Source organism: Streptomyces tanashiensis, from assembly GCF_014648895.1.
Lineage (GTDB): Bacteria > Actinomycetota > Actinomycetes > Streptomycetales > Streptomycetaceae > Streptomyces > Streptomyces tanashiensis.
In genome coordinates this window covers 37140-59419 of the sequence record NZ_BMRZ01000023.1, presented here as the reverse complement: position 1 = coordinate 59419, position 22280 = coordinate 37140, and the positions used below count along the sequence as shown (strand labels likewise).

Sequence of the window (22280 nt, the reverse complement as noted above, 5' to 3'; positions counted from 1 at the left end):
ATGACCGCACTCGACCGGCTCGCCCGTACCGACCTCGCCTTCCTCAACTGGCGCGACCCCTCGCACCCCGACGCGGGCGGAGCCGAGGCGTACTGCTGGGAGATCGCCCGGCGGTTCGCGGCGGCCGGAGCCCACGTCACCCTCGTCTCGTCGCGGTACCCCGGCTCGCGTGCCCGGGAGTACCGCGACGGGATCCGCATCGTGCGCGGCGGCGGCACGTTCGGGGTGTACGCGGCGGCCGGCGCCCACCTGCTGCGGAACCGTCACGCGTACGACGCCGTGGTCGACTTCCAGAACGGGATCCCGTTCTTCTCCCCGCTGTTCACCCCCCGGTGGACCACCGACATCTGCGTCATCCACCACATCCACCAGCGGCAGTTCGACACCCGCTTCCGCTGGCCCCTGAACTCGGTGGGCCGGCTCCTGGAGAAGCAGGTCAGCCGACGGGTGTACCGGGGCCGGCCGGTGGTGGTCGTCTCGCCCTCCACCCGCGAGGGCGCCCGGCGCGAACTCGGCTTCGGCAATCCCATCCACATCGTCCCCAACGGACGCCCCGGCCCCGCGCCCACCGCGGCCCCGGCCGGGCACCGCTCCGACAGCCCCGCGCTGACCGTCGTCAGCCGGCTCGTCCCGCAGAAGCGGGTCGACCTGATCCTCCGTGCCGTGCCCGCGCTGCTGCGCCGCCGGCCGGAGCTGCGCGTCGACCTGTGCGGGGACGGCCCCGAGGCGGAGCGCCTGCGGAAGCTCTCCGCCGAACTCGGCGTGGGCTCCGCCGTCGTCTTCCACGGGCACGTCACCGAGGAGCGCAAGCAGGAACTCTTCCACCACGCGTGGCTGACGGTCGTGCCGTCCGTCGCCGAGGGCTGGGGCCTCGCCGTCATCGAGGCGAACACCGTCGGCACCCCCGCCCTCGCCTTCGACGTACCCGGTCTGCGGGACGCGATCCGGCCCGGTGTCAACGGCTGGCTGCTCGACCCCGGAGCCGACCTCGCGGACGGCGTCGCGGCGGCGCTCGACGCGCTGTCCACGCCGCAGGCACGGCGCCTCGCCGCGCTCCGGTGCCAGGCATGGGCCGCCGCGTTCTCCTGGGACGCCAGCGCCGAGCGGCTCGCCCAGGTCGTCCTGGAGGACATCCAGCGCATCCACCGCCACCGGCGCTCGCGCCGCTCCGCCAGCGACCTGTCGGTCCTCACCCGCTTCACCTCCGCCGATCCCGACGGGACCGAGCGGGCGGTGCGGAGCTCCCTGCGCCAGACCGATGCCTGGAAGCGTGACGGGGACGCCTTCCGGCTGCTCCTCCACGGCTGCGACGAGGTGCGGGCGCTGAGCGCCCTGCAGCGCCTCGACGTCGCCGAGGCGGACATCTCCCTGGCGAACGGGCACGACGTCCTGCTCGGTACGGCGGAGCCCGGCGACGGGTCCGCCGCCGGCCGGGCCCCGGGGCGGCGGCCGTGAATCCCGCCGGCTCCGTCACCTCCCGGACGCTCGTCCCGCAGGACGAGGTCACGGCGGTGCACGGCGCACGCTGGATCGCCACCGCCGTCGTCGTGGTCGGCGCGCTGAACTACGCGTACTCCCTGATCCTCACGCGGCTCCTCGACGTCTCCGGGTACGCCACCTTCGCCGCGGGCCAGGGCCTCATCGTGTGCACCGCCGCGGTGGCCGTGGTCACCGTGCCGTGGATGCTGGCGCAGGCGCTGGCGCGCGCCCACTCGGACACCGAGCGCGGCGAGGCGGTCCGCTTCGCCGTGGTCACGGCGTTCGCCGGCGGCACCGTGGCGGCGGTCGTGGTGGCGGCCGTGTCCATGGAGTTCGCGAGCGCGGCGACCACGCTGGTCATCGCGGGCGGCACCATGGCCGTGTACGTCACCCGGGTCAGCGCGGGCTGGCTCCAGGGCACCGAACGGCTGCGGACCCTCGCCGTCCTCACCGCCCTGGAGGCCGCGCTCAAGTTCGGCGTGGGACTGTTCTTCGTCATCGCGCTCGGCATGGGCGAGACGGGCGCCCTCGCGGCCTTCGGGATCGCCGTCCTGCCGTACGTGTTCTTCCGACCGCACCGGTTCCGCGGCGTGCCGCGCCGCCCGTGGCGGGCGGTGAGCGCCGACCGGCAGCTGTGGCGACGGGCGAGGGGCGTCGCCTCGCTCCAGGGCGTGGTCGCGATGCTCGCCGCCGTGGACATCGTCCTCGTCGCCATGCTGCCCACCGACCGCTCGGCAGCCGCGAGTTACCAGGCCGCCGTGATGCTCGGCCGGGTCCCGCTCTTCCTCGCGAGTGCCGTCTCCATCGCCTTCCTGCCCGCGCTGTCGCGGCGGCGGGCGGGCGATCCGCTGACGGCGAGCGCGCTGCGGATGTACCTCACGGTCGCGCTGCCGCTGACGGTGGTGGCCGCGACGGCCCCCGGCGCGCTGCTCACCGCGATCTTCCCGCCGGGGTACTCGATGGTCTCCACCCTGATGGCCTGCACGGCGACGTCGGGCCTGGCGCTCGGCGCGCTCGCCCTGCTCGTCACCTTCGCCCAGGCCGTCGACGACTTCGGGTGCATGCGGACACTCCTCGCCGGTCTCGCCGCGTACGTGACGGCCCTGGTCACCGGCTGGATCACCGGCGGCGTGCTCGGCATGGCGATCGGCGGACTGTGCGGGACGGTCACCGCCCTGGTGCTGCTGGCCGTGCGGCACGCCCGCCGGCACGGCTTCGGGGTGGCCGAGCGGCCCTTCGGCCGGGTGGTGCTGCCCCTGCTCGCGCTCGCCGGGGCGATGGTACTGCTCCGCCCGTACACCCTCGCCTGGTTCGGCGCCGCCGTGGCGGTCACGGTCGTCGCGCTGTGGCGCTTCTTCGGACGGCGCGGCTCGCCCGTTCCGGCGGCGGACGCCGCCGAGGACGGTGACGGGCCGGCGCCCCCGGTCCCGGCCCCGGAGTCCGGCCCCGGCAGGCCGGGGGCATGGACGCCGGTCGTGTCGGACCGACCGGTGGCACGGGCCGCGGTCCACGACGAGCGGACTGTGCCGCTGCTCGTCGACGCCGTGTGGCGGGGCCGGGTCCGGCCCGCCGCCGACGAGGAGCTGCACGGCGCGCTGACCGCGGCCCGGCGCAACCAGGTCGAGGGCCGGCTCGCCCGCGCGTACCCCCGGCAGCTCGCGGCGACGCTCGAAGAGGTGGAGAGCGCGACCGGTCTCTTCCGGCGCAACCTCCTGGAGTCCACGGCCCGGCTGCGGGCCGCGGGCATCCCGACCGTGCTGATCAAGGCCGACCTCGCGGGCGACTACGTGTACGGGAACTTCGACCTGGTGGTGCCGCCGGGCCGGCTGCGGGCGGCGCAGGCCGCGCTCGACGGCTGGTACGCGCACCGCACGACGTACTGGCTGGAGCGGACCAGCAAGGTGCTCCTGGAACCCCCGCACGGCCCGGCGGCTCATCTGCACGGCTCCGTCTCGTGGTTCGGGGTGCCGGTGGTGCCCACCGAACGGCTCTTCGCGCGCGCCGGGCGGCCGGAGCACGCCCCCGGCGAGGCCGACGGATACGCCTGGCTGACGCCGTGTCCGTCCGACCGGCTGCGGATCTGGCTGGCGCACGCCCTCTTCCAGAACCTCACCCTGGACCTCTCCGAACTCCTCGCGCTGCGGCCGCTGCTGCGCCCCGAGGTGCTCGCGGAGGCCCGCCTGGAGGCCGCCCGCGAAGGCTGGAGCGCGGGCGGCCGTGCGGCGCTCTCCGTCGCCGTCGAGGCGATGGCGCGGCTCGACCGGGGCGAACCCGTCCCGCTGCCGCTGCCGCTGCCCGTGGGGACCTCCCTCCGGGCCGGGGCCGAGCACTCCGGACACCTCCTGGGAGCGGGCCGGGTCCGGGCCGCGACCCGCGAGGCGTCCCTGCGGGTCCCCCTGGTGATGGCCAAGAAGCTGCGGAGGCGGGTGCCATGACGACCTTCCGAGGTCCACTCCTTGTCGCGGTGTCGGGACCCGACGGCGCGGGCAAGTCCTCGCTGGTGCGCCGGCTCGCGACGCTGCTCCGCGAGCGCGGGGTGACCGTGGTCTCCACCCACTGCTACGGCTGCTTCCTGTGCCGCTGGTTCCCGGTTCCGCCCCACGTGCGGGAGACGGGAGAACCGGGTGAGGACGAGTGGGCACGACGCGCCTCGGATCCCGAGCGCCGGGGACCCCGGCTGCGCCGTGCCCACGCGTTCCTCGACGCGGGCGAGCTCGCGGCCCGGATCGCCGGGGCCCGGCTGCTCGTGCGGGCGCGGGCGCACGGCGGGCAGGCGGTGGTCGTGACGGACCGCGGGCCGCTGGACGGCCTCGTGAAGTTCGACCTGCCGGCCTCGTCCGGGGCGGCGTCCGCCTACCGCCGGATCGCCGACGGCTACGCTCTGACCCTGCTGCTGGAGACCGGGCCCGAGGCGCTGCGGGGCCGCGGCTGGGAGGAGATCGCGGGATCGCCGACCGCGTGGTGGGCCCGCTACCGGAACTGGTCGCGGCGGCTGCCGAGGATCGCGCGGCTCGACGGCGAACGGGCCCCGTCCCTGGTGGCGGGCACGGCCCTGGAACGGATCCTCGACGAGGTGCGCGAGAGGGAACGTGCGGCCGCCGTGCCCGAGCGCGACGCGGCCGGGGACCGGCCGCACGTGGTGGTGTCGATCTACGACGACGCGGACAACCCGGACTACCGGGGCGGCGGGGCGCTGGTGGTCGGCAAGGTCGCGCGGCGGCTCGCCGAGGACTTCCGGGTGACCGTGGTGACGGCGGGTCGGCGCGGCGGCTCCGAGGACCGGGACGGCATCCGGTACGTCCGGGTGCCGGTGGGCCGGGCCGGGCCGCGCGCCGGGCAGCTGCTGTTCCTCGCGGCGCTTCCGTTCGTGGCCCGCCGGATCCGCCACGACCTGTGGCTGGAGAGCTTCACTCCCCCGTTCTCGACGAGCTTCCTGCCGCTGGCGACCGGCGCACCCGTGGTCGGCATCGACCAGGGCCGCAGCGCGGAGGCGCTGTGGCGGCGCTACCACCTTCCCTTCTTCCTGGTCGAGCGGCTCGGCCTGCGCTGCTACCGGCACATCGTCGCGCTGAACGCCGCGGACGGATCGGCGATCCGCAGGCTCAGCCCCCGCGCCGACGTGCAGGTCATCCCCAACGGGGTGGAGCAGCGCCGGCTCGACGAGTCCCTGCTCGGGGCCGGACAGTTCATCCTCTTCCTGGGCCGGATCGACACGTGGGTCAAGGGCCTGGACCTGCTGCTCGACGCCTACGACCGGGCCCGGCCCCCGCTCGACCTGCTGCTCGCGGGCAGCGGCACCCCCGCCGAGGAACGCCGGCTCGCCGCGCTCGTCGCCGCGCACACCCGCGGTCCGGAGCCGAGGATCCACTGGGTGGGCTTCGCGGACGAGGAGCGCAAGCGCCAGCTGCTGCGCGACAGCGCCTTCCTGGTGATGCCGTCGCGGCACGAGACCTTCGGTCTGGTGGCCCTGGAGGGCATGTCGTACGGCAAGCCCGTGCTCCATTTCGACCTGCCCGCGCTGCGCTGGATGCGCGACGGCGGCGACGTGGCCGTGCCGCCGTTCGACGTGGCGGCGTTCGGGGCGCGCATGACCGAGCTGGCCACGGACACGGCGCTCCGCCGCCGTCTGGGCCACCGCGCCGGGATCGCGGCGCGCCACTACACGTGGGACGAGATGACGGGCCGCTATCTGGCCCTGGCCCACCGGCTTCTGGACTCACCCGCCGCCGTGCGGCGGCCGCGGAGGAGGGGTGCGTCATGGCAGACGACCCGCTGACCGGTTTCGTCCGTACCGTCGTCGGCTCCGGTGTCCCGATGCTCGTACTCTCGCCGCACCTGGACGACGCCGTCCTGTCCTGCGGCGCGCTCCTCGGCTGGGCGGGGCGGCGGGCCCCGGTGACGGTCGCCTCGCTGTTCACGGAGGCCGCGCCACCGCCGTACACCCTCTCCGCCCGGCAGTACCTGAAGCAGACCCGGGCCGGGGACGCGGAGCAGCTGTTCGCCGACCGTCGCGCGGAGGACCGGCGGGTCCTGGAGCTGCTCGGCGTCGACTGGCGCCATGTCGGCCTGGTCGACGGGCTGTTCCGACGGCTGCCGCGGCCCCGCCCGGGCACCGGACGCCTGGCCCGGCTGCTGCCCGAACTGACCCATGTGTACCCGACGTACCGGCTGCACCTGTCCCGGGGCCGGGTCTCCGCGCACGACGCCGAGACGCTGGGCGTGGTCGGGGAGACCATCGACGCGCTGCTGCCCAGCCGCTCCGGCGGCCTGGTGCTCGCGCCGCTGGGCGTGGGCGGGCACGCCGACCACGTCCTGGTCCGCACCGCCGCCGAGCGCAGCGGCCGCCGGGTCGTGTACTACAGCGACTTCCCCTACAACCAGACGTCCGCCGCCGACACGGAGTTCACCCGCCGGCACCGGCTGGTGGCCCGCGCCTGGGAGCGGAACCTCGACCGGAAGGCGGAACTGATCCGGGGCTACCGGACGCAGGCCGACGCGCTCTTCCCCGGCGGACGCATCCCCTGCGCGCCCGAGGTGTACCTGCTGCCCGAGGCCGGTCCGGAGACCGTGCCCCGCACCACCGGCCGGCTGCCCGGCACCCGGGCGCGGGCCGCCGGGGGTGTGCCGTGACCGTCCCCCACACCGTCCGTGCGCGCGCCAGGACCACACCGCAGGCGTCGGCGTCCCCGCGTCCGCGCGGGCCGCGCGGGCCGGTGCCGGCCTTCGTGTACGCGGCCGTGGCGGCGCTGCTCACGGTGACGCTGCGACTGGTGGAGAGCGCGCGGGCGGGCGACGTGTTCATCGACGAGCCGATCTACCGGCAACTCGGCGAGAGCGCCGCCGCGGGCGGCTTCCCCCGTACCTCCGAAGGTCTGTTCTTCCTCCACCCGCCCGGCTACTTCTACCTGGAGGCGGGCTGGACGAAGCTCGTCGGCGAGCACGCGGGCATCATCGCGGGCGTGCACTCCTCACGGGTGCTCAACTCCCTGCTCGCCGGGGTCACCGCGGCCCTCCTCGTGTTCCTGGTCGCCCGGGTGCGCTCGCGCGGCGCGGGCGCGGTCGCCGGGCTGGTGTTCGCCCTGGACCAGTTCTGCATCCGGCAGAACGACCGGGTGCTCCTGGAGACCGCCACGATGATGTGGATCCTCGCCGGCTATCTGGTCCTGGTGGGACTGGCCCGCGCGGATCCGCCCTCGCGGCCCCGCGCCCGGGCCCTGCTCGCCGGTCTGTTCCTCGGGCTCGCGGTCCTGACGAAGGACCACGCGACCCTGATCACCGTGCTGCCGCTGCTCGCCGCCCTGCTCCTCCGCTGGGGCCCGCCCCGGCGTCTGGTGGCGCTGACCCTCTCGGTGACGGTGCTGTCGTACGCCGTGTACGTGGCGCTCGTCGCCGGCTTCGGGCACTTCGACGAGTTCTGGGAGGCGAAGACGGCCGGGGTGCGGCGGCTCGCCGGGGTGGTGCAGGAGACCGGATTCAACGCGGAGGGCACGCCCTCGCTCACCGGCCGGCTCCTCGCCGAACTCCCGGACTACGCGGGCACCTACCTGCTGCTCGCCCTCACCCCGGTGGCCCTGGTGCTGCTGTGGCGGCGCAAGGAGCCCGTGTACCGGCTCCTCACCCTCTTCCACGCCTCCGCGATCGTCACCCTCGGGTACGCGCTGGCCATCGGGACCCTGGAGGAACAGGCCCTCTACCTGCTCTTCGTACCGAACCTGGTGGCGCTCGCGGTGACCGTGCCGGTGCCTTCCCGGCACCGCCTCGGACTGCGCGTCCTGGCCGGCGGTGTCCTGCTCGCCGTGCTCGCCACGCCCGCCGCCGTGTACGCGAAGAACCGGTGGACACCCGACGACGGCTTCGAACGCCTCCGGGTGTACGCGCTCACGCACGTGCCGGCGGGCAGCGGCATCGTCACGGTCGACGGACAGCGGACCCGGGGCGTGACGAGCTGGGTCTTCGACGGCACCTACCGGCTCGGCCACTGGGTGACGCCCGGCGAGCGGGCCGCGGCGGACGCCGACTACCTGGTCGTGCCGTGGCGGGTCATCGAGCAGGGCTACGGCCGTTCCTCCCTGGCCGAGGTGCGGCGGCTGACGGACGGGCTGCGGCCCCTGGTCGCCTTCCACGGGCCCATGTACGGCACGCTGGCCCTGTACCGGCTGCCCTCGCCGCTGCCCGGTCCGGACCTCACGCACCTCGTCGTGCCCGGCTCCGCCGTGACCGGGCCGCTGCTCCCGGCGCCGGGACCGGCCGCCGCGGAGGTGTCCGATGCGCCACGGTGAGCGGCGGCCCCGTGTCCTGCTCCTGACCAGCAGTCCGCTGGACGGGTCGGAGGGCTGTGACGTGCGGCTGGCCTCCGATGTCCTCGACGCGCTGCCCGGTGTGGAGTTCGTGTGGTTCACCCAGTGGCCGAGGGGCCGGCAGGCCGCTCCGGAACGGGGACGACCGGTCCGCGTCCTCTCCCGGGACGGCGTGCCGCACATCCCCGAGCGGGTGCAGTCCGCGCTCGCCGGAGCCCTGTTCGCCCGCCGGGTCGACCTCGTGCACGCCTTCCTGACCATCGGCCGCACCTTCCCGGCCTTCTCCTGGCTCCGCCCGCTGCTCATCGGCGGACGGCCGGTCGTGCACACCGTGCCCGGCGTGATGGACAACCGCTACCTCCGGCACACCCGGCCCCTGGGGACCACGGTCGCCCTGTCCGAGTCGATGGCCCGCCGGCTGCGGGCCGCCGACTTCGGCGACGTCCGCGTCGTCCCGCCCATGATCGGCCTCGACGAGTGGCCGTACCTGCCGCGCCCCGAGGGTGTCCCCACCGTCCTGTTCGCCGGACACCACGATCGGCACGGCGGGGCGGAGACCGCGATCGAGGCGGCGGCGGAGGCCCACGACGAAGGGGCCAGGTTCCGGCTGGTGCTGGCGATGCGGGGACGGCCCGGGCAGGACACCGCGGCCCTCGACGCGGCGCTTCGGGAGCGGGCCGGCGCCGCCGGGCTGACCGACGTCGAGGTGCTCGGGTACGTCGACGACATGCACGCCCTGCTGGCCTCCGTCCAGGTGCTGCTGTTCCCGCCGGCCGTACTCGGCGGGAAGGCGGACATCCCGCTGACCGTGCTCCAGGCGCTGGCCTCGGGACGGCCCTCGATCCTCAGCGACCTCCCCCAGTTCGCCGACTTCGGCCACGCCGTGCTGCGGGCCCCGGCGGGCGACGGGCGCCGCACCGGACAGCAGTTGGCGTGGCTGCTCGGCCAGCCGCGCTCCTGGGACATGCTCGCGGAGCGGGGCCGGGCCCTGGTCGAGGACCACTTCGGTCCCGAGCCGTTCGCCGCGCGGTACGGCGCGCTCTACCGGGAGCTGCTGTCATGACGGGGCCGTGGCCGCCGCGGGCCCGCGGCGGGCCGACCGCGCTCGTGGTCCTCGCGGTACTCCTGCTGCTCGTGGGGGCGTTCGGGGGGCTGCGGCGCGAGGATCCGCCGCCGGAGCGGTACTGGTACGGCACCCTCCAGACCGATCAGGACCGGGCGGGCACCGAGTACGAGCACGGCATCAGGGTCGCGCACCTGCAGATCGACTGGGGCAGGTTCGAACCGGAGCAGGGCGTGTACGACGAGGAGTACGCGCGCGAGGTACGGGACCGGCTCGACGCCTTCCGTGACGCGGGACTGCGCGTCGAGGCCGGTCTGGGGCTCAACCATCCGCCGTCCTGGCTGCCGGACGCCTTCCCGGAGTCGGTCTACATCAACCAGTTCGGCGGGCGGTCCACCATGCCGAACATCGTGTTCAGCGAGCCCGTGCGGGAGCACATCGCCGGCTACGCGCGCGCGGTGGACCGGCTGATCGGCCTCGGCAACTTCTGGGCCGTGCGCGTCGGCGTCAACGAGAACGGCGAGTTCGCCTACCCGGCACCGCAGTCGGAGAGCGAGGGACGGGCGGAGTTCTGGGCGTACGACAGCCATGCGCAGGCGAGCTCCCCGTTCCCGGGATGGCGGCCCGGCGAGCGCACGTACCACGGGCGTTCCTTCACCCGGGAGGACGTGTCCCGCTGGTACGAGTGGTACGCGGGAGCCCTCGCCGGGGCCGTGAACTGGCAGCTCGGCCTCTACACCTCGCTCGGGTACCGGGGACAGCTCAAGATCCTGGTGCCGGGCTCCGGGTTCTACCCCTCGGACCTGCGTGCGGCCCTCGACGCCCGGCTCGTCGGCACGCCGTCGATCCGGCTCGTCGGCAGCGGCACGGGCTTCTTCCTGACGCTCGGACTGGTCGCGCACCGGGACACGGTACGGATCGTGACCACCGCCCTGGTGGACGGCACGGGCGCCCCCCGGGACAACGGCTGCGTGCCCGGCGACGCCCGGGTCGACGTCACGGCGCCCGACGACGCGGCGGTGCGCGACTGGTCCTCGGCGCGCTGGGTGGTGGCGGTGGCCCGGAGCGCCGGCTTCAGCCGGATCGCGGGGGAGAGCGCGGGGCCGCAGATCGCCCCGTACTACGAGGGGGTGACGGAGACGGCGTACCGGCAGATGGCCTCCTGCGGTCTCGAAGGCATGATGTGGGCCTTCGACCGGCAGCTGTACGACGGGACGCCCGGCTCCTCGCTCGCGGACTACGCGGAGACGATCCGGCGTCACCCCTGAACCGGCGGCGCGGGAGTGCCCGGCCGTTCGGCGGTGAGCAGCAGGACCCCCGTGTCCCCGTACTCGGGCAGGGTGCGGTCCTTCGCGAGCCGGACGACCCGCAATCCGGTGGTGCGGGGGACGAACACGGCCCGCAGCGCGGTCTCGTCGACGGGGCAGGCGGGCCAGACCGGTCCGGTGCCGATCCGGTAGCTCGGCATGCGTTCCATGAACGCGGCGAGGAGCGTACCGCCGGGTCGGACGGCGCGGACGAAGGCGTCGCAGACGGCGGTGAACTCGCCGAAGTCCTCGGTGACGCTCTCGGCGACGAAGTTCATCGAGGCGAGGTCGTAGGCGCCGGGGGCCAGGTCGTCGGCGGTGCCCCGGACCACCCGCACCCGGCGGAGCGCCTCCGCGTACTCGGCGGGGAGGTCGGGGTCGAGGGAACGGCACAGGGCGTAGAAGGGCCGCCAGCTGTCGTCGATGCCGTGGTCGAGCTGTTCGCGCAGGTAGCGCACGCTGGCGGCGCTGGGTTCGACGGCGTCGATGCCGCGGCTCGCGGCGCCGGCGAGCATCAGCGGGTACAGATTGGGGCCGGCGCCGAGTTCCAGGGTGCGGGCGAGGCTGTCCGGGGGGAAGCGCCGGTAGACGGCGGCGTGGTGGCGGATGACGCCGATGTCGCAGGGGTGGAGTCTGCGGTAGTTCTCGGCGAGGTAGTCGTCGACGGGCCAGGCGTTCCAGTCGGCGTCCCGGTTGCGGCGTATCCGGCCCGCCGGTGGCGGGCTCGGCGGGGTCCGGTCCATCAGTCCTCCGCGGGCCGGCCCGCCGCGACGGCCGGGGTGGCCGTGGCGGGCTGCAGGGCGAAACGCGCGGCGAGCTCCGTGAGGGCGGCGCACAGCTGTTCGATCTCCTCGTCGGTGTTGGCGGCGGTGATCTGGATGCGGAAGCCGACCCGGTCGCGCGGGACGAGCGGGTAGGACGCGAGCGTGACGTAGATGCCGTGCTCCCAGAGGAACGTGGCGACGGCGTCGAGGTCCTCGGCGTCGCCGAGCGGGATCTCGATGATGGGCAGGCCGTCCGTGTTGGGGGTGGCGATGCCCAGGCTCCGCAGATGGGCCAGGACGCGGGCCGTCATGCGGTACAGGCGGGCCCTGATCTCGTCCCCGCGCTCGTCGTTGAGGTCGAGTCCGGCGAGGGCGGTGGCGAGCGAGGCGGTCGGAGAGGGCCCCGAGTACAGGTAGGGGGCCGCCGCCACCTTGAGGTGGTCCTTGAGCCACTTCGGTACGGCGAGGAAGGCGAGCAGCGAGGAGAAGGCCTTGGAGAAGCCGCCGACCAGGACCAGGTTGTCGTAGGTCTCGCCGAGGTGGCGGACGATGCTGTTGCCGCGCGAGCCGTACGGGCTGCTCTCGCCGGCTCGGCGCTCCCCGATGACTCCGAAGCCGTGGGCGTCGTCGACGTAGAGCAGGGCGCCGTTCTCCCGGCATATCCGTGCCAGGACGGGCAGGTCGGGGAAGTTGCCGGTCATGCTGTTGACGCCGTCCATGCAGACGAGCCGGCCGGCGTCGCCGGGCGCGCCGCGCAGCAGCGCCGCCAGCTCGTCCGGCCGGTCGGCGCGGAAGCGGTGGATCTCGGCGCCCTGTCCCCGGGCGCCGACGCAGCCGTCGTACACGGTGCGGTGGGCCTGCGCCTCGACGAAGACCTGTCCGGTGCCGGCGAGGAGCGGGATGACGGACTGGTGGATGAGGGTGATGGTGGGCAGCAGCAGGGTGTCGGGGGCGCCGAGGAGTTCGGTGAGCCGTTCCTCGATGCGGGGGTAGAGCCGGGGGCTGCCGATGAGGCGGGACCAGCTGGGGTGGGTGCCCCAGCGCCGGACCTCGGGCTCGATCGCTTCGATGATGGCGGGTTCGAGGTCGAAGCCGAGGTAGTTGCAGGAGGCGAAGTCGACGAGCCAGTCGTCGCCGACGCGGATCCGGCGGCCCTCGACCTCGTCGATGACCGCGTCGCACATGAGGCTGGTCCGCTGGAGGTGTTCCAGGTCGCGCCAGCGGGACTCACGCGGAGGCCGGAGACCGCGGACGGCCGGGTCGGGTCCCGCGACCCGGACGAGGGGACGGGCGGCGGGCCGGGTGGCGGCGGGCGGGGCGCGGTGCAGATAGGACTCGGCCTGGTGGGCGGTCATGGGGCGGGCGAAGAGGTAGCCCTGCCCGTACCGGCAGCCCATCTCGGCGAGCAGCGACCGCTGCTCCTCGTGCTCGATGCCCTCGGCGACGACCTGGAGGCCGAGGACGTCGGCGATGCGCACGATGCCCTCCACGAGCGCCACCTGCTGCGGGTCGGTCGTGATGTCGTCGATGAACGACTTGTCGACCTTGAGGATGTCGATGGGGAACTCGCGCAGATAGCTGAGTGAGGAGAAACCGGTGCCGAAGTCGTCGATGGCGATGGCGACGCCCAGCTCCTTGAGGGCGGCCATGGTGGTCCGGATCTGGGCGTCCTGGCGCATGAGGACGGTCTCGGTGAGCTCCAGGACCAGCGAGCCGGGCGCGAGCCCGGAGGAGTGGAGGGCGCGCCGCACCTCCTCCAGGAACCCGGGGTCGCGGAACTGCCGGGCGGAGACGTTCACATTGGCCCGCAGCGGGGTGTGGCGGGGGTGGGAGCGCTGCCAGCGGGCGATGTCGAGGGCCGCGTGTTCGAGGACCCAGGCGCCCAGCGGCATGATGTGGCCGCTCTCCTCGGCCAGGGTGATGAACTGGTCGGGCGGCACCATGCCGCGCCGGGCGTGCGGCCAGCGGATGAGCGCTTCGAGTCCGGCCGGGGCGCCGCCGTCCACCTCGACGATCGGCTGGTAGCGCAGCGCGAAGGCGTGGTCGGCGATGGCCGTGTCCATGCCCGCCTGGAGCTCGTGGCGGGCGACGAGCCGCGAGTGCAGCTCGGGGTGGAAGAGCCGCCACCGCTTCTTGCCGGCGGCCTTGGCCGCGTACAGGGCCAGGTCGGCGTGGCCGAGGAGCTCCTCCGCGTGCGCGCTGTCGAGGACGGTGGCGATCCCGACGCTCGTCGACACGGAGACGGCGCCGTCGGTGAGGTGGAACGGCTGGCTGAGGGTGTGCACGATCTCGGCCGCGAGGGCCTCGGCGTCCCGGGGCTCGCGGGCGCCCTCGATGAGGACGGCGAACTCGTCGCCGCCGAGCCGGGCGGCGGTGTCGGTGAGCCGCAGGACCGAGGTGAGGCGGCGGGCGACCGCGACGAGGAGTTCGTCCCCGACGGAGTGCCCCATGGTGTCGTTGACGACCTTGAAGTCGTCGAGGTCGACGAAGAGCATGCAGGTCAGGGTGGACTCACGGCGGCCTCGGAGCAGTGCCCGCTCGATGCGTTCGAGGAGCAGGACGCGGTTGGGGAGCCCGGTGAGGGAGTCGTGGAACGCCCGGTGGGTCAGTTCCCGTTCCAGTTTCCGCTGCTCGGTCACGTCCCGGAGGGTGAGGACGAGGCCGTGGACGGTGCGCTCGTCGCGCAGGTTGCTGCACCGGACCTCGACCTCCAGCTCGTCGGAGCCGCCGTGCAGCAGCTTCCAGTCGTCCCGCGCGTCGGCGGCGCCGCGGGCCCGCGCGTCGGCGACGAGGCGCAGGGCGCTCGCCGTGTCGGCGGGGCTGAGGAGGTCGGCGAGGGGGGTGCCCGGGAGGAGGGAGCGGCCGAACACGGACTCGGCGGAGGGGCTGGCGTACCGGACGGTGTCGTCGTCGTCGACGATCAGGATGACGTCCGAGGTGTTGTGCACGAGGGTGCGGAAGTAGGCCTCGCTGGTGCGGCGGTTGACCTCCTCACTGAGACCGAAGCGTTCGAGGGCCAGGGCGGCCTGGGAGGCGAGGGACTGGGCGGGGCCCGAGATCTCCTGGAGCTTCTTCTCGGGCCCTCCGAGGAGGAGGACGCCGAGCAGCGGTTCGCGTCCCGCCGGGGTCTGGAGCTCCAGGGGGCAGAGCAGGACGTGGGTCTCGGGCGTGATCTCGGCGGCGACGGAAGGGTCGAGCCGGGTCAGCGGGAGCAGCCGGGCGCCCTCGGCGACCATGTCGGGCCAGTCGGTGCCGCGGGGCCTGATCAGCTCGTCGGTGCGGCAGCTCCAGGGGTGCTCCGCGGTGGCCACGGCGGTGAGGCCCTCTCGGCGGTCCCGGGTGAGGAGGAGGACCCGGTGGGAGGTGCCGGGGCCGAAGAGGGTGGCGGAGGCCGTCTCGACCGCTCCGGCGACCTCGCGGGGGCTGAGGGCGGCGACGAGGGAGGCGGCGGCGACCCTGAGGCTGCGTTCGCGCGCCTCGGCCTTGCCGTGGTCGTTCATCATGCCCCAGAGCCGGGCGAGGACCAGCAGGAACATGATCGCCGAGAAGATCGCGATGACGGCGATGTCCTTGCTCTGGTCGTGGCGCAGCGACTGCAGGAGCAGCAGGGCGGGGGCGACGAGGGAGGCTCCGGCGAGCAGGGCGAGCCGCCGCTCGGCGATGCGCGGGGCCGGTTCCGGGGCGCGCTCGGTCAGGCCGGTCATGGAGGGGTGCAGGGCGGCGAGGCCCCAGGCGGTGAAGAAGACGACCCAGCCGAGGTCCCAGGGGGTGCCGACCTGCCAGGTGCCCTTGAGCTGGAGGATGCTGTAGATGACGTCGGAGGCCAGGATGCCGCAGGTGCCGAGGGTGAGGAGCTGCACGGACCGGGAGCGGAGCCCTCCGGGGACGAGGAGCCGGGCGAGCATCGCGAGCATCAGTACGTCGCCGAGGGGGTACGCGATGGAGATGGCCTTCTCGGTCCAGTTCATCTCCTCGCTCCGGGCGAGCGGGTTGATGAGGTAGACCCAGCACAGCAGCGCCAGACCCGAGGTGAGGATCAGCGCGTCGAGGAGGACGGCGAGGTCGCGGCCGGCGGACCGGTAGCGGATGAACCCGAGGAGACCGATCGCGAACAGCGGGTAGGTCGCCAGGTAGAGGGCGTCGGCGACCGACGGGAAGGGTCTGGTCTGGCCGAAGAAGGCCTCCAGGGCGTTGTAGGCGGTGTCGCCGCCCACGAACGTGAGGTTGGCGGCGGCGAGCACCAGCCAGGGCCAGCGCCGGGCGGGCCGGTGCAGACGGACGCCGACGAGGATGGCGACGACGCCGCTGAGCCCGATGAGCGCCCACAGGACGGTGTGGCGGGCGGGGAACTGCAGGTACGCGACCGTCAGCAGGGTCACGATCAGGAGGTACACCAGGGTCCAGCGGCGCAGTGCCCCGGACATGACGGGCGTCCGGTTCGGCTTGCCCACCGCCATCGTCGACCGCCCCCTTGCCGGGTCGGACGCCGTGGGTAGCGCCCTGGACGCGGATAGAGACCCCGTACGGTGTCCATTCTCCGGGCCCCCCGGGACGGCTGCATCTCGGCACCGGTGGCGACGCCACGGCGCCGTCCGGCCTCAGGAGGAGGCGCGGACCACGAGTTCGGTGGGCAGCATCCGGCGGGGCTGGTCGTCGGGGTCGCTGGGCGAGGCGATCTCCCGCAGGAGCAGGCGGGCCATCGTGCGGCCCATCTCCTCGATGGGCTGGCGGACGCTCGTCAGCGGCGGGTCCATGTGCCGGGCGACGGCCGAGTCGTCGACGCCGACGAGGGCCACGTCCTCGGGGACCCGGCGGCCCGCCTCGCGCAGCACGCTCCGCGCGCCGGCCGCCATCACGTCGGAGGCGGCGAAGACGGCGTCCAGGTCGGGCCGGCGGTCCAGGAGCTCCCGCATGGCCCTCCGGCCGCCCTCCTCGGTGAAGTCGCCGTTGGCGACGAGCGTCTCGTCGGGCGTGAGGCCGGCCTCCGTCAGTCCCTCGCGGTAGCCGTCGAGGCGGCAGCGGGCCACGTACATGTCGAGGGGGCCGGTGACGGTGGCGATCGCGCGCCGGCCGCGGCCGGCGAGGTGGGCGACGGCGGTCCGGCCGGCGCCGGTGTTGTCGGAGTCGACGAAGGCGACGCGCTCGGCCTCGCTGCGCCGGCCGTTGAGGACCGCGGGCAGGCCGAGGGCGCGGACCTGGTCGGGCAGCGGGTCGTCTCCGTGCACGGAGACGAGGAGGACGCCGTCGACGCGCTGCGCGGCGAGGTACTGCTCGAAGCGCTGCCGCTCCTGCTCGCTGCGGATGAGGGTCAGGAGCAGCTGCTTGTCGGCGTCGGCGAGTTCGGTGCTGACCCCGCGGATGATGTCGAGGAAGTACGGCTCGGCGAAGAGGCGCGCCTCGGTCTCGGGGATCACCAGGGCGACGGCGTCGGTGCGGCTGCCGGCGAGGGCGCGGGCGGCCCGGTTGGGGACGTAGCCGAGCTCGGCGACCGCCTTCTCGACGGCGGCCTTGGCCTGTTCGCTCACCTTCGGGGAGCCGTTGATGACCCGGGAGACCGTGCCGCGGCCGACTCCGGCCCGGGCCGCGACCTCCTCGAGGGTGGGCCTGCCGGTCTGACGCCCGCTCACCGCCATGTGCCGCTTCTCCCCTCGGGCCGCCGCCCCGCCTGCGTGTGCACGCGAACCTATCAGGCGGGGCGGCGCGTCCCCGGGGTCGCCGGGGGACGGCTCAGAGGCCGGTCGGGGAGAGTTCGGCCATGGCGCCCCAGCCCTGCTGCGGGACCTCGACGTTGATGATCTCGGGGGTGGTGGCGATGGCTCCGGCCATGGTGGCGAGACCGGCCGTGAAGTGCGGGGAGGCGACGTGGGCGGCGCCCGCCTCGGCGTCGGCGAACGCCTCCAGGAGGACGAAGACGTTCGGGTCGTCGACGCTGCGGGACCAGTCGAAGAAGAGGTTGCCGGGCTCCGCGCGGGTGGCGCGGGTGAAGTCGTCGACCAGGTCGAGCCAGCGGTCGGCGTGGTCGGGGCGGGCGGTGAACCGAACGGCGATGAAGATCATGCGTCCAGACTGCGGTGCGCCCCCGGGTGCGGCCAGCCGGTCCGGTCAGGATTCCGGCAGGGCCGGAAACTCCGGTACGGCCCGGGCGAGCGCGGCCCGGATGTCGCCCTGCCGCCGGCCGAACTCCGCGGTGGGCAGGGAGACGGACAGGGCGTGCACGATGCCGTCGCCGCGCTCGGGCAGGGCGACGGCGAGGCAGGTGTACGCGAGGTCGGCCTCGCCGACGGACACGGCGAAGCCCTGGCCGCGGACCCGGTCCACCTCGGCCTCGAACCGCTCGGCGCTGGTGATGGTCCGCTCGGTGAGGCGGGCCATGCCGTGCTCCGCCAGGTAGCGGCGGCGCAGCGGGCGCGGCAGCGCGGCGAGCAGCGCCTTGCCGTGCGCGGTCGCGTGCGCGCGGGCCTCGGGGCCCGGGGTGAAGGGGTGGTCGGTGTCGGTGACGGGGGCGGTGGTGTCGACGACGGTGATCAGGCCGTCGCGGTAGGCGGTGTGGTACGCCTCGGCGCCCGTGGCCCGCCGCAGCCGGCCGAGCAGGTCGCCGGTTCCGGCGCCGAGTCCGTGGTGCCGCTGGTGGGAGCGGTGCAGGGCGGGGACGCGGGGTCCGGGCGCGTACCCCTCGGCGGTGCGGACGAGGTAGCCGCGGGCGAGCAGGGGGCCGGTCACGTGGTAGACGGTCGAGAGGGCGCAGCCGAGGCGGCGGGCCAGCGCCTTCGCCCCGACGGGCCGGTCCGCGTCGGCGACGGCGTCGAGGACGGCGAGGGCCCGGTCCACGGACTGGGGTCCGGGGTGCCCGGGGCCGGGGGTGGCAGGCATCGCTCCAGCTTAGGCGCGCCGGTCCCGCGGCGGGTACGACACGGGATCACGGACCCGGCTTCGCGGGGTCTGGGTGCCCTCGTCACCGCCGGTGCGACGCGGTGGGCGGACCCGGCTTCGCGCGCTCTGCGGTGCCCTCGTTCCCGCCCGTGCGACGCGGTGGGCGGACCCGCCCCCCGCCCGGATGGCGGCACGCTCCGTGTCCGTTGCGCCCCGCTCCGTATCTCCGCAGGTCAAACCGTCTTTATGTGCATAAGACACTCTTTCGGCGTACCGTCGTGTGGTTCCCCCATTCCTCGACGCCCCGGGAGAGCGCGTGCCCCGCTCCAGGACCGACCATGCCCCGACGCCCCGCGAGGGGCGCCGTCCGCGTCTCCGGACGGCGGCGATCGCGACGGGTGTGGTCGCCGTCGCCGCGGGCGGCCTGTACGTGGCGGGGCTGCTCGCCACCGGGGACGACATATCCGCCGGCACCCGGGTCGACGGCGTCGACATCGGCGGCATGAGCCGCGCCGAGGCCGAGGCGAAGCTGACGTCCGCGGCCCCCGCCTCCTGGAAGGCGCCGATACCCGTGAAGGTCGGCGACCGCGCCACCACCGTGGACCCGGCCACCGCCGGCCTGACCGTGGACGTCGCGAAGACGGCCGACCTGGCCGCCGACCCGTCCCGCGACCCCTTCACCGTCATCGGACGCCTCTTCTCCCCCGGTGAGCGCGAGGTCCGGCCCGTCCTGGCGCACGACGAGGCCAGGATCGAGGCCGCCGTGGCCGAGCTGGCCAAGCAGAACGACCGGGCCGTCCGCGAGGGGTCCGTCGCCTTCCGCGGGGGCGAGGCCGTCGCGACCCAGCCGGTGACCGGCCGGAAGCTGGACACCGGACAGGCCGCCGAGACCCTGCGCGCGTCCTACCCCGCCACCACCGGTGCCGCCGCGGTGACGCTCCCCGTCTCTCTGACCGAGCCCAAGCTGCCCGCCGCCGAGGTGTCCCGCTTCCTCGACACGTACGCGAAGAAGGCCGTCTCCGGCCCGGTGACGCTCACGGCGGGCGGCGAGCGGCTGCGGATCTCCGCCGCCACGCTCGCCGACCACCTCACCGTGAAGAACGACGGCGGGCGCCTCACCGCCTCCCTCGACGAGGAGGCCCTGCTGCGCGACCCGGACGTGGCGCGCCCCCTCGCCTCGCTCACCAACGCGCCGGTGGAGTCGTCCCTCGGAGTGCGCGACGGCAAGGTCGTCGTGGAGTCGGAGGGCCGGCCGGGCCACGAGGTGACCGCGAAGGCCCTGGGCGACGCCGTGCGCCCGCTCCTGACGAAGTCCGGCGACGCGGCCCGTACGGCTCCGGTGGCCACCACGGTCACCGAGCCCGAGCTGACCTCCGGCTCGCTGGCCCGCCTGGGCATCACCGAGCAGGTGTCGACGTTCACGGTGAACTTCCCCTCCGCCCCGTACCGGACGACGAACATCGGCCGGGCGGCCGAGCTCATCAACGGCTCGCTGGTGCAGCCGGGCGAGGTGTGGAGCTTCAACAAGACCGTCGGCGAGCGGACCCCGGACAACGGCTTCGTCGACGGCACGATGATCCTCGACGGCCAGTACCGCTCCGCGCCCGGCGGCGGCGTGTCGGCGATGGCCACCACCGTCTACAACGCCATGTTCTTCGCCGGGGTGCAGCCCGTGGAGCACGGCGCGCACTCCTTCTACATCGAGCGCTACCCGGCCGGCCGCGAGGCGACCGTCGCCTGGGGCTCGCTCGACCTGAAGTTCCGCAACGACACGGGCAAGCCGATCTACATCAAGGCGAGCGCCACGGACTCCTCGGTCACCGTGAGCTTCCTCGGCACGAAGAAGTACGACTCGGTGGAAGCGGTCGCCGGCCCGCGCACCGACCTCACGCAGCCCACGAAGCGCGAGGGCACCGGCGAGGCCTGTGTGCCTCAGCCTCCGCTCGAGGGCTTCGACATCGCGGTGGACCGCGTCTTCAAGAACGACGGCGTCGAGGTCAAGCGGGAGACCTACAAGACCCACTACACCCCGCGCGACGAGGTGACCTGCAAGCCGGTCGCCAAGGACACCGCGCCGGACGACGGTCAGGACCGCGGTCAGGCCGGCGACCGCCGCTGACGGAAGGGTGTCTTCCCGTACGGCCGGGGCATGACTTCGGAGCGCGGCCCGTCGACCCCCCTCGACGGGCCGCGCTCCGAACCTCCCCGGCCGCCGGAGGCACGCCTTGGCACAGCGCAGCGACCCCTTCGAGCGGCTCCTCGACGAGGCCGCCCGCGCCGGCACGTACCCGGGCGCCGCATGGGCCGTGGGCGACGCCCGCGCGACCCTGTCGTCGGGGGCGGTCGGGCTGCTCGACCCGGCGCGCCCCGGGGCTCCCACCCGCCCCGACACGCTCTTCGACGTCGCGAGCCTCACCAAGATCCTCGCGGTCTGGGCCGTCGTCGGCACCCTCGTCGACGCCGGGAAGCTCGACCTGACCGCCCCGCTCGGCTCGTACTGGCACGAGGCCGCGGGCCGCCCGCTCGCCGGGGCCACGGCCCAGCACCTCCTCACCCACACGGCGGGCCTGCCGCTCCGCGCCAACCTCCGGCACCTCTACGGCTCCGATCCGCAGGACGTCCGCGACGGCGTCCTCGCCGAGCCGCTCCGGCACCGGCCCGGCGAGGCCGTCGCGTACACCGACCGGGCGGCGCTGATCCTCGGCTACCTCGCCGAGCACCTCACCCGGCAGCCGCTCACCCGACTCGCCGGGGACCGGGTCTGGACGCCCCTCGCCATGACGGAGACCCGTTACGGGCCGATGCCCGCCGGGGCGAGGGAGCGGTGCGCGCCCACCGAGTACGACGAGGAGAGCGGCGCGCCGCTCCGGGGCACCGTCCACGACTTCTCGACCCGGCTGCTCGGCGGCGCCTGCGGGATCGCGGGCGTCTTCACGACCACCGCCGACGTCGGCCGCTTCCTGCGGCACGTGCTCGATCCGGTGCCCGGCGGCTTCTCCGCCGAGTGGACCGCCGCGTCGCTGCGCGTCCGCACCGGCCGGCTCCTCCCGCCGCGCGGCCTCTTCTGGCATCCGGCACCCGGCACGGAGCCGGCGGACGACGTCTGGGCGCACTTCGGCTTCACCGGCACGGCCCTCTGGGTCTCGCCCACCCGCGGCCGCTGGGCCGTCCTGCTCACCAACCGGCTCCGTCTCACCCGCGACCCCGGCCCGCTGGCCCGGGTTAGAGAGGTCTTCCGCGCCCTCGCCTTCCCGTGACCGTCCCGCGGAAATGAGGTGCCGTCAGGGCACCCGCTCTGCGACCCTGCACCCCGATCGAACGATCTTCGCCGTCTCGACACGTCACGGAGTGCGCATTCATGGGGTTCACGGGGGAAGGGCCGGTTCTGGAGGGCGCGTTCGTGCGCCTGGAGCCGCTGGGGCACCACCACGCCGCCGGGCTGGCGGAGGCGGCGGGGGAGGAACGGGACTCGTACGGCTACACGTGGGTGCCGGGCCGGGACGAGTTCCGGGCGTACGTCGACGCGCAGCTGGGCCGCGCCGCCGACGGCACGGTCGTCCCGTACGCACAGGTCGACCCGGCCGACGGCCGGGTCGTCGGCGCCACCGCCTTCCTGGATCCGCGTCCCTGGCCCTCCGGGGAGGGCCTGTGCGCGGTCGAGATCGGCTACACCTGGCTCGCGGCCTCGGCCCAGGGCACCGGGGTGAACGCCGAGGCCAAGTACCTGCTCTTCCGGCACGCCTTCGAGAGCTGGGAGGTGGCCCGGGTCGACCTCAGGACCGACGCCCGCAACGCCCGCTCGCGGGCGGCGATCGCGTCCGTCGGCGCGAGCTTCGAGGGCGTCCTGCGGAACATCACCCGCTCCTGGGCCCCGGGCGAGGAGGGCCGTCTCCGCGATTCCGCCGTCTTCTCGATCATCGCCGGGGAGTGGCCCGAACGCCGGGCGGCCCTTGAGGCGCGCCTGGCCGGCATCAGGGAGCGGCGCGCCGCGGCCCGGTGA

The 22280-nt window shown here is 74.4% G+C and carries 15 protein-coding genes; 10 read left to right on the top strand and 5 right to left on the bottom strand.

What is annotated here, in order from left to right:
- From IE237_RS37605 to IE237_RS37575, 7 genes are read left to right on the top strand one after another with little or no spacing between them, the layout of a single operon-like run.
- The gene (locus IE237_RS37605) at positions 1-1455 is read left to right on the top strand and encodes a glycosyltransferase family 4 protein (RefSeq protein WP_189806696.1); all 1455 of its coding nucleotides are present in this window, start codon (positions 1-3) and stop codon (positions 1453-1455) included.
- Complete coding sequence (locus tag IE237_RS37600) at positions 1452-3914, top strand: lipopolysaccharide biosynthesis protein (protein ID WP_189806695.1); 2463 nt, start codon at positions 1452-1454, stop codon at positions 3912-3914. The genes IE237_RS37605 and IE237_RS37600 overlap by 4 nt, the downstream gene beginning before the upstream one ends.
- Positions 3911-5755, top strand: coding sequence for a glycosyltransferase (locus IE237_RS37595; protein ID WP_189806694.1), 1845 nt, complete (start codon positions 3911-3913; stop codon positions 5753-5755). The genes IE237_RS37600 and IE237_RS37595 overlap by 4 nt, the downstream gene beginning before the upstream one ends.
- Complete coding sequence (locus tag IE237_RS37590; RefSeq protein ID WP_189806693.1) at positions 5737-6609, top strand: PIG-L deacetylase family protein; 873 nt, start codon at positions 5737-5739, stop codon at positions 6607-6609. The genes IE237_RS37595 and IE237_RS37590 overlap by 19 nt, the downstream gene beginning before the upstream one ends.
- Positions 6606-8258, top strand: a complete 1653-nt coding sequence (locus tag IE237_RS37585; RefSeq protein ID WP_189806692.1) for a phospholipid carrier-dependent glycosyltransferase — start codon at positions 6606-6608, stop codon at positions 8256-8258. Before IE237_RS37590 ends, IE237_RS37585 begins: the two co-directional genes overlap by 4 nt.
- Positions 8245-9339: a glycosyltransferase family 4 protein gene (locus IE237_RS37580; RefSeq protein WP_189806691.1), complete on the top strand. Its 1095-nt coding sequence runs from the start codon at positions 8245-8247 to the stop codon at positions 9337-9339. The genes IE237_RS37585 and IE237_RS37580 overlap by 14 nt, the downstream gene beginning before the upstream one ends.
- Entirely contained in the window at positions 9336-10607 is a 1272-nt protein-coding gene (locus IE237_RS37575; protein ID WP_189806690.1) for a beta-galactosidase, read from the top strand. Before IE237_RS37580 ends, IE237_RS37575 begins: the two co-directional genes overlap by 4 nt.
- On the opposite strand, the gene IE237_RS37570 is transcribed toward IE237_RS37575, so the two are convergent.
- The 5 genes from IE237_RS37570 to IE237_RS37550 form a co-directional block, all read right to left on the bottom strand.
- Positions 10598-11389, bottom strand: coding sequence for a class I SAM-dependent methyltransferase (locus tag IE237_RS37570; protein ID WP_189806689.1), 792 nt, complete (start codon positions 11387-11389; stop codon positions 10598-10600). The genes IE237_RS37575 and IE237_RS37570 overlap by 10 nt on opposite strands.
- Positions 11389-15867, bottom strand: a complete 4479-nt coding sequence (locus IE237_RS37565) for an aminotransferase class I/II-fold pyridoxal phosphate-dependent enzyme (protein WP_229843950.1) — start codon at positions 15865-15867, stop codon at positions 11389-11391. The genes IE237_RS37570 and IE237_RS37565 overlap by 1 nt, the downstream gene beginning before the upstream one ends.
- A 141-nt stretch (positions 15868-16008) precedes the next feature.
- Positions 16009-17043: a LacI family DNA-binding transcriptional regulator gene (locus tag IE237_RS37560; protein WP_189806688.1), complete on the bottom strand. Its 1035-nt coding sequence runs from the start codon at positions 17041-17043 to the stop codon at positions 16009-16011.
- A gap of 94 nt (positions 17044-17137) precedes the next feature.
- Entirely contained in the window at positions 17138-17467 is a 330-nt protein-coding gene (locus tag IE237_RS37555) for a putative quinol monooxygenase (RefSeq protein WP_189806687.1), read from the bottom strand.
- 45 nt (positions 17468-17512) lie between these two features.
- Positions 17513-18280 (bottom strand): IclR family transcriptional regulator, encoded by a 768-nt coding sequence (locus IE237_RS37550; protein WP_189806686.1) that lies wholly within the window; start codon positions 18278-18280, stop codon positions 17513-17515.
- A 316-nt stretch (positions 18281-18596) separates the two neighbouring features.
- Between IE237_RS37550 and IE237_RS37545 the strand changes: the two genes are divergently transcribed.
- From IE237_RS37545 to IE237_RS37535, 3 genes are all read left to right on the top strand, one after another.
- A complete protein-coding gene (locus IE237_RS37545) occupies positions 18597-20399 on the top strand; it encodes a VanW family protein (protein WP_189806685.1) in 1803 nt (600 codons plus the stop codon).
- Positions 20400-20505: 106 nt separating this feature from the next.
- Positions 20506-21537: a serine hydrolase domain-containing protein gene (locus tag IE237_RS37540; RefSeq protein WP_189806684.1), complete on the top strand. Its 1032-nt coding sequence runs from the start codon at positions 20506-20508 to the stop codon at positions 21535-21537.
- Positions 21538-21638: 101 nt separating this feature from the next.
- Complete coding sequence (locus tag IE237_RS37535; protein ID WP_189806683.1) at positions 21639-22280, top strand: GNAT family N-acetyltransferase; 642 nt, start codon at positions 21639-21641, stop codon at positions 22278-22280.